The sequence below is a fragment of the Pseudomonas sp. CBZ-4 genome (assembly GCF_000346755.1).
In the GTDB taxonomy this organism is placed as follows: Bacteria; Pseudomonadota; Gammaproteobacteria; order Pseudomonadales; family Pseudomonadaceae; genus Aquipseudomonas.
Genome location: NZ_ANNV01000140.1, coordinates 1 through 6,957, shown reverse-complemented (window position 1 = coordinate 6,957; position 6,957 = coordinate 1). Strand labels below are relative to the sequence as shown.

The 6,957-nt window shown below is 61.8% G+C and carries 6 protein-coding genes and 2 pseudogenes; 2 read left to right on the top strand and 6 right to left on the bottom strand.

Annotation, left to right across the window (positions count from 1 at the left end; translation table 11 throughout):
• Positions 1-65 precede the first annotated feature (65 nt).
• The 6 genes and pseudogenes from B348_RS1000000132240 to B348_RS0118920 all read right to left on the bottom strand — a co-directional run.
• Positions 66-479 (bottom strand): annotated as a pseudogene (locus tag B348_RS1000000132240) (methyl-accepting chemotaxis protein); the annotation flags it as partial.
• Between the two features lie 177 nt (positions 480-656).
• Positions 657-1,280: pseudogene (locus B348_RS1000000132235) on the bottom strand (PAS domain-containing protein); the annotation flags it as partial.
• A 486-nt stretch (positions 1,281-1,766) separates the two neighbouring features.
• A complete protein-coding gene (locus B348_RS0118935; RefSeq protein ID WP_017737647.1) occupies positions 1,767-2,771 on the bottom strand; it encodes an ABC transporter substrate-binding protein in 1,005 nt (334 codons plus the stop codon).
• A gap of 162 nt (positions 2,772-2,933) precedes the next feature.
• A complete protein-coding gene (locus tag B348_RS01000000130120) occupies positions 2,934-3,446 on the bottom strand; it encodes a sigma-70 family RNA polymerase sigma factor (protein WP_017737646.1) in 513 nt (170 codons plus the stop codon).
• 108 nt (positions 3,447-3,554) lie between these two features.
• Positions 3,555-4,346: a phosphate/phosphite/phosphonate ABC transporter substrate-binding protein gene (locus tag B348_RS0118925; protein WP_017737645.1), complete on the bottom strand. Its 792-nt coding sequence runs from the start codon at positions 4,344-4,346 to the stop codon at positions 3,555-3,557.
• A 9-nt stretch (positions 4,347-4,355) separates the two neighbouring features.
• Positions 4,356-5,285, bottom strand: a complete 930-nt coding sequence (locus tag B348_RS0118920) for a fatty acid desaturase (protein ID WP_017737644.1) — start codon at positions 5,283-5,285, stop codon at positions 4,356-4,358.
• A gap of 301 nt (positions 5,286-5,586) precedes the next feature.
• Between B348_RS0118920 and B348_RS0118910 the strand changes: the two genes are divergently transcribed.
• On the top strand, positions 5,587-6,024 hold the full coding sequence (locus tag B348_RS0118910) for a GNAT family N-acetyltransferase (protein ID WP_017737642.1): 438 nt from the start codon (positions 5,587-5,589) through the stop codon (positions 6,022-6,024).
• A 60-nt stretch (positions 6,025-6,084) separates the two neighbouring features.
• Positions 6,085-6,903 carry a class I SAM-dependent methyltransferase gene (locus B348_RS0118905; protein WP_026136898.1) on the top strand — a complete coding sequence of 273 codons (819 nt, stop codon included), beginning with the start codon at positions 6,085-6,087 and terminating at the stop codon, positions 6,901-6,903.
• The last annotated feature ends 54 nt before the right edge of the window (positions 6,904-6,957 follow it).

The window sequence follows — 6,957 nt, the reverse complement described above, 5'->3', positions numbered from 1 at the left end:
AGACCGGGGTGATGCCATCGCAGGCAAGCCAGCTCCCACACAAGCCAAACCTCATATGGATCGGGTTACTGCAGTTGCAGCGTGGAATTGAACTGACTGATCGCATCCACCACATGCTTCGACCCTTCCTGAATCTCCAGGATCACCTGCCCCGCCTCATTCGCCAGTTCCACCCCCAACCCCGTGCGACTCAAGCTCGACTGCATGCTCGACACCGCGCTCAGCGACAGGTCGTGGTTCTTGCGCACCACATCGACGATCTCCACCGTCGCCTGGCTCGTCCTGGCCGCGAGGCTGCGCACTTCATCGGCAACCACCGCAAAGCCGCGCCCATGCTCACCGGCACGCGCCGCTTCGATGGCCGCGTTGAGGGCGAGCATATTGGTCTGCTCGGCGATGCTGCGGATGGTCTGCACAATGGCACCGATGATGTCCGACTGCTTGCTCACCGCGTCGATGCTTTGCGCCGCCTGGTTCAGGTCGTGGGAAATTTCTTCGATGATCTGCACGGTTTGCTGCACCACCTCCGAACCCTTGCGCGCGCAGGCGTCGTTTTGTACCGAGGTGGCGTGGGCCGAATCGGCAGCATTGCGCAGGGTGGTGACCTGGTCGGTGATGTCGCTGGCGAACTTCACCACTTTGTACAGGCGCCCATTGGTATCGAAGATCGGGTTGTAGGACGCTTCCAGAAACAGCGTCTTGCCGTGTTTGTTTCGGCGTTCAAAGCGGTGGGAATGGTATTCGCCGCGGTTGAGGGAAGCCCAGAAGGCCTTGTAGGCCGGCGACTCCACCTCGCTGCGATGGCAGAACATGCTGTGGTGCTGGCCGATGATTTCGTCCAATGAGTACTGCACGGTGCGCAGGAAGTTGTCGTTGGCGTTGAGGATCTGCCCTTGCGGGGTGAACTCGATCACCGCCATGGAGCGGCCGATGGCGTCGATCAGGCTTTGGTTTTCGTGCTCATGGTGCACCCGCGCGGAAATATCCGACGCCACCTTGATCACGCTCTGCACCTGCTTGTCGCTGTCCAGCACCGGCATGTAGCTGGCTTCGAGCCACACTTCCTGGCCGCGCTTGTTCAGGCGCATAAAGGTGCCGCTGATGGCCTCGCCCCGCGCCAGGTCGCGCCAGAGCTTGGCGTAGGGCTCGCTGTGGGTGTAGGCCTCTTCGCAAAAGATCCGATGATGTTTGCCGCGAATCTCCTCGGCGCTGTAGCCCATGGTTTTGCAGAAGTTGTCGTTGGCATCGAGGATCACGCCATTGCGGTCAAACTCGATCATCGCCATGGAACGGCTGATGGCGGCGAGTTTGGCGTTGGCTTCGGTCAGGGCGCAGGAGAAACGTTCGATTTCTTGCAGGTCGGATTTGTGATGGCGGTTGAACATGGTCAGATCACCCTTGATTCCCGGCGCCGGTCGGCGCATTCCATTCATCTGTTGGATACTGCTGGCAAACCTTGCATGGGGAACAACCATCCGAATCGCTTTATATGCCAAGCGTCATCACGGTTCTGGGTGAGCATAGACAGGGCTTGGCGCTATGCAAGGCCACTAGTCAGCGAGCATTTTTAACAATCCATGGCTGGCGACGAACGGTGATCGGCTTGGCGACAGCCTATAAGAGCCAACACCACACACCCCTGTGGGAGCGGGCTTGCCCGCGATGACGTCCTGTCAGCCGACTCATCTGTCACTGATGTACCGCAATCGCGGGCAAGCCCGCTCCCACATAAGTCTTCTCCCACTGTTGAATTTTGTGGGTTCGGCTTAGAGCGCGGCGTTGACCTTGGCTGCCACCTCTGCCGGCACCCACTGCTGCCACACCTGCGGTTGCTCCTTGAGGAACGCCAAAGCCACCTGGCGCGGCGCTGTGCGTTTCTCGCTCATGTCCGCGAGGATGCCGTTGAGCAGATCAATCGGCAGGTCGACCTTTTCAAAGAAACTCACCAGTTGCGGATACTGCGCCTTGAACGGCGCCGACACGCCAATCGCCAGTTGCGCCGGCATCGAGCGGGTGCCGATGGGGTTGGGGTTTTTCGCGTCGGCCAGGGTCTTCCAGGCGTCGGCGTTGAACGCCGGCTCTTCCAGCTTGATCAACTTGAAGCGCCCCAGCAGCGGCGTCGGCGACCAGTAGTAGAACAACACCGGCTTGCCGCGCCGGATTGACGAGGCCACTTCCGCATCCAGCGCCGCGCCGGAGCCCGTGCGGAAGTTGACGAAGCTGTCGGTGAGGCCATACGCCTTGATCTTCTGGCTGTTGACGATCTCCGAGGTCCAGCCGGTGGGGCTGTTGAGGAAGCGCCCGCGGCTCGGGTCTTCGGGGTCGCGGAACACGTCCTTGTAGCGCGCCAGGTCGGCCACCGACTTGAGGTCCGGCGCCAGGGGCTGGATGCCGCGCGCCGCGTCGCCCTTGATTACGTATTCGGGCACCCACCAGCCTTCGGTGGCGCCTTTGACCGTGTCACCGAGGCCGAACACCTTGCCTTCGCTTTCGGCCTTGACCCACGCCGGACTGCGCCCGGCCCACTCTTCGCCGATCACCTGGATATCGTCCTTGGCCAGGGCGGCTTCGAGGCTTACGGTGCTGCCGGGTAGGGTATCGGTGGGCAGGCCGTAGCCTTTTTCGACGATCAGGCGCAGGACTTCGGTGATCAGGCTGCCGCTTTCCCAGGTGATGTCGCCGAAGTGGATCGGCGCGGCGGCGTGTGTCGGCGGGGCCAATAGCGTCAGTGCGAGCAGCGAGCCGCCCAGCAGGGTTTTCAGTCTTTTCATGCAGGACCTCATGTTGAATCAATTTCCAAACACACAGGAAATCCAATGTGAGAGCTGGCTTGCCTGCGATGAGGCCAGCACATCCAACATCCTCATTGGCTGACCCCGCGCTATCGCAGGCAAGCCAGCTCCCACACTGGATCGGTGTGATCTCCAGTTTTTTTACAAGTCATAACTAAGCGCTTGGCGGTTGCTGAAGACCCGGGCCATGTAGTCGCTCACCGAGCGCTGGGAAATGCCCAGTTCGGCGGCGATTTGCGGGTAGGTCAGGCCATTGAGCCGGGACAGCACGAAGGTCGCCTTGACCTTGGCCGGCAAGCGGTCGAGCAACTGGTCGATGGCTTGCAACGCTTCGAGCGTTTGCGCCAGGTCTTCGGGGGACGGTGCGCTGCAGGTCTCGTCGTGATCGAGGGCGTCCAGGTGGGCGCGCTCCAGGTCACGGCGGCGCCACAGCTGGTACATCAGGCGCTGGGCAATGGTGGTGAGCAAGGCGCGGGGTTGGCGGATCGGCAGGCGGTCCGCCGACGTCAGCAGTTGGACGAAGGTGTCGGCCGCAATGTCTTCGGCATGGGCGCGGGAATCGAGGTGGCGGTGCAGGCGGCTGCACAGCCAGTCGTAATGGCTGCGGAACAATCCGCCCACGTAATCGCTGTGAGAACTGTCGGCGCCGGACATAGTGGCTCCATCTGAGTAGGTTGCACGTTATGTCCGGTGTTCCGGTGGGGCGATCCTAGCAAGGCTGCTTATTCATTAATAATATTTAAAAGGTATTTTTATATAACCTTATTTAAGCACCGAGTAGCCGACACTGGCGGCTTGCTGCTGATAGTCCAGCAGCACTTGGTAGTCGTCTTCGCTGGCCGCGAGGACTTCTCGTACGCCCAGGGTTTCCACGACCTGCGGCAGATCCCCCAACGCCAGGTTCATCGCCTCACGAATCCTCGCGACCTGCGCATCGCTCAAGCCCAGCGGGCCGATATAGGGCAGCGTCGGGCTTGGTGCGCTACGGGTGACGAGGCGCAGCCCTGCCACTTCGTCAGGGGCGAAACGCGCGAGGTAGTCATAGGTGACGCTGTCGATGGCGGCGAGGTCGGCGCGGTTTTCCCGCAGCCAGCGCAAGCTCTCACGGTGGGCGCCGCTGATGGCGATGCTGGCGAAGAAGCGCCCCGCGCGTTGTAAAGGCGCAAGGCGTTCACGCAGCAGGTTCATGCCGCTGTTGGAGTCGTGGCCGTTGATCACGCCACGGCTGTTGTAGAACTCGGCCAAGGTGCGGCGCGGGTTGTCGGTGCGGGTCAGCAGCAGGCTGCAATGTTCGCCGCCGCTGCTGTGGGCAAGCTCATAGCGCGGGCGTCCAATGATACGGACCTGACCGCGCAGTTGGGTCATCAACGGGTAGCCGCAGGTTTGACTCACCAGTAATTCGGAGGCACGCCACAGCCCGGGCAGGTTGAGGTGATCGGCGTTGCGACGCTTGAGATCCAGCCGTTCGAAAATACGCGCCAGCCACTGTTGGTTGGCCTGCTGGATTGGCTCGGGTGCTACATACATCAGCAGCTCGGCGTAGTGCTCACTCATGCTTGTCTCTCATGCAAAAGGGTGACGCGGGCTGTCGATGGCCTTGAGGCCGTGGCGGCTGAGCAACTGCCCGTAGCCCCGCACCAGGAAACCACCGCTGCGCGCCAGCCATTGCTCGCGGCGGGCACGGTAGACCGTCGGCAGAAAATACCAGGGCAGCTTCGGCAAGTCGTGGTGCACCAGGTGCAGGTTGTTGTTGAGGAACAACCAGGACCAGGGCCAGGCCGCTTCGTTGAGCACGCTACGTTGCTCGGGTTGCGGGTGCGGGCGATGTTCATAGTAGGAACGGATCGACGCCAGGGACAGCGCCGGCACGCTGACCAGCAGCAGGTACTGCCACACCGACAGTGCGCTGAAGTGGGCGATGAACGCCAGCATCAGCAAGGTGATGGCGCCATGGGCTAGCCACATCGGCCAGGCCTGGGGCAGGCGCTGCCACTCATGGCGCGCCAGCCGCGTTATCGACAACGGCGCCGCCAAGAGGAAGCGGCCGAGTAGGGTCTTGGTCAACCAATGTACGCCGCGGTCGAACAGCGAGCTGGTGTCCCACTGCTGTTGGTTGAGGTAGCGGCTTTCCGGGTCGATGCCCGGCAGGGTCAGGTCGCCGTCGTTGTGGTGCAGCAGGTGGCTGTCGCGGTACAGGGTGTAGGGATACCAGACGGCAAACGGGGCGTAACCGAGGAGTTTGTTGAGCAGCAGCGAGCGGGTTGGATGGCCGTGGAGCAATTCGTGCTGCACCGACAACCACAGGGTCACCAGCGGGATCAGCAACAGCGTGCTCAGCCACAGGCCCAGCCAATGGCTGCCAAGGATCACGGCAAACCAGCCGGCATACACGCCGATCAGCAGCAGCCAGGTCGGCCATTCGGTCTTGGCGGTGAAACTGTGCGCCAGGGCTTGGATTTCCTGGCGTTGGATCGGGTCAAGGTAATGGGCCATCGTCAGCTCAGAGCAGGTGTTTCCTGCTCTGTGCATTGGCGCGGGAAAATCTTGCAGATCATTTGCTTCTAAGCTTGGAACTCAATGGCCGAACAGGCCGCTCTCGGACTTCTTGGCTTTCTTGTCGGCGCGTTTTTCATCGGCGGTCTTTGCCGGTTTTTTCTTCGCGGCTTTCTTTGAATCCATACCTTTGGCCATGATGCATGCTCCACTGACAGTGAATGTAACAGTGGGTATACCACCTATTGCCCGGCAGAAGGCGCTTATAATCGCGCCCCCTTTCCCACACCTCCTGAACACCATGTCCGAGTTGACCATCGATCTGCTGGCAGAGCCCCTGTGGCCGCTGCTGAACAAGTTTTATCGCAGCCACAATTCGTCGATGAAGGCGCTCAAGGGCGGGCGCTTGTGGGTCGCGCGCGATGGCGAGATCGTCGCCGGCTTGTGCCTGACGCCCGTGGTGGGCGGGCAATGGTTGACCGGGGTATTTGTCGACCCGGCGTATCGCGGCCAGGGGTTGGCGGCGAAGTTGATTCTTGCGGCGGCTGCGGATGGCGATGGCACGCTGTGGCTGCTGTGCCATCCCGACCTGGAAGGGTTGTACCAGCGCATGGGTTTTACCCAGGACACGCTGCTGCCCCAATCCCTCAGCGAACGGCTGGTGCGCTACAAACGCAACAAGCCGATGATCGCCATGGGCTTAGAACGTTTGGTGCGGTCGACCTCGGATAATGTGTGATCGGCCGATAGGGGGCCCATGCTAGCCTCGGCGGCACAGTGGCCCACTTTTCGGATGATCATGAAAACGACGTTTGCAGTGCTGTCCCTTACCGCCCTCCTCCTCCCGACGTTCAGCCAGGCCGCCGACGCGCCCATCAGCGCCCAGCAGTACGCCAGCGTGCTCGCCGGCAGTTGGCGCGACCCGGCCAACAGCGCCCGCGACGGGTACCGCCACCCGCAGCAGACCCTGGCGTTTTTCGGCCTGGACGGCAAACAGACGGTGATCGAAATCACCCCCGGCGGCGGTTGGTACAGCGAACTGCTGGCACCGTTGCTCAACGACCACGGGCACTACATCGCCGCCGTACAGGCCGCGAGCAGCAGTGCCTACGCGCGCACGTCCGCAGAAAACCTGCAGAAGAAGTTTGCGGCAGACCCGGCGCGGTATGGCAAGGCCCAGGTGGTCGAGTTCGAGCCCAAGGCGCCGGTGTTTGGCCAGCCGGGTTCGGCGGATGCAGTGCTGACCTTTCGCAACGTGCATAACTGGGTGGAAGCAGGCACCGCGCCAGCCACGTTCAGTGCGTTCTACACCGTGTTGAAACCGGGTGGCGTGCTGGGGGTGGAAGATCACCGGGCGAAGGACGGGGCCGATCTTGCGGCGATCAAGGACACGGGTTACCTGACCACGGCCCAGGTGGTGAAACTGGCCACCGATGCCGGGTTCAAGCTGGCGGCGCAGAGTGAAGTGAACGCCAACCCCAAGGACACCAAGGATTACCCGGCCGGAGTGTGGACGTTGCCGCCGACGTTGCGGCTGGGGGAGCAGGATAAGGCCAGGTATGTGGCGATTGGCGAGTCGGATCGGATGACGTTGCGGTTCGTCAAACCTGCCAAATAAACAGGCTCAACACAGAACCAATGTGGGAGCTGGCTTGCCTGCGATAGCGGGCTG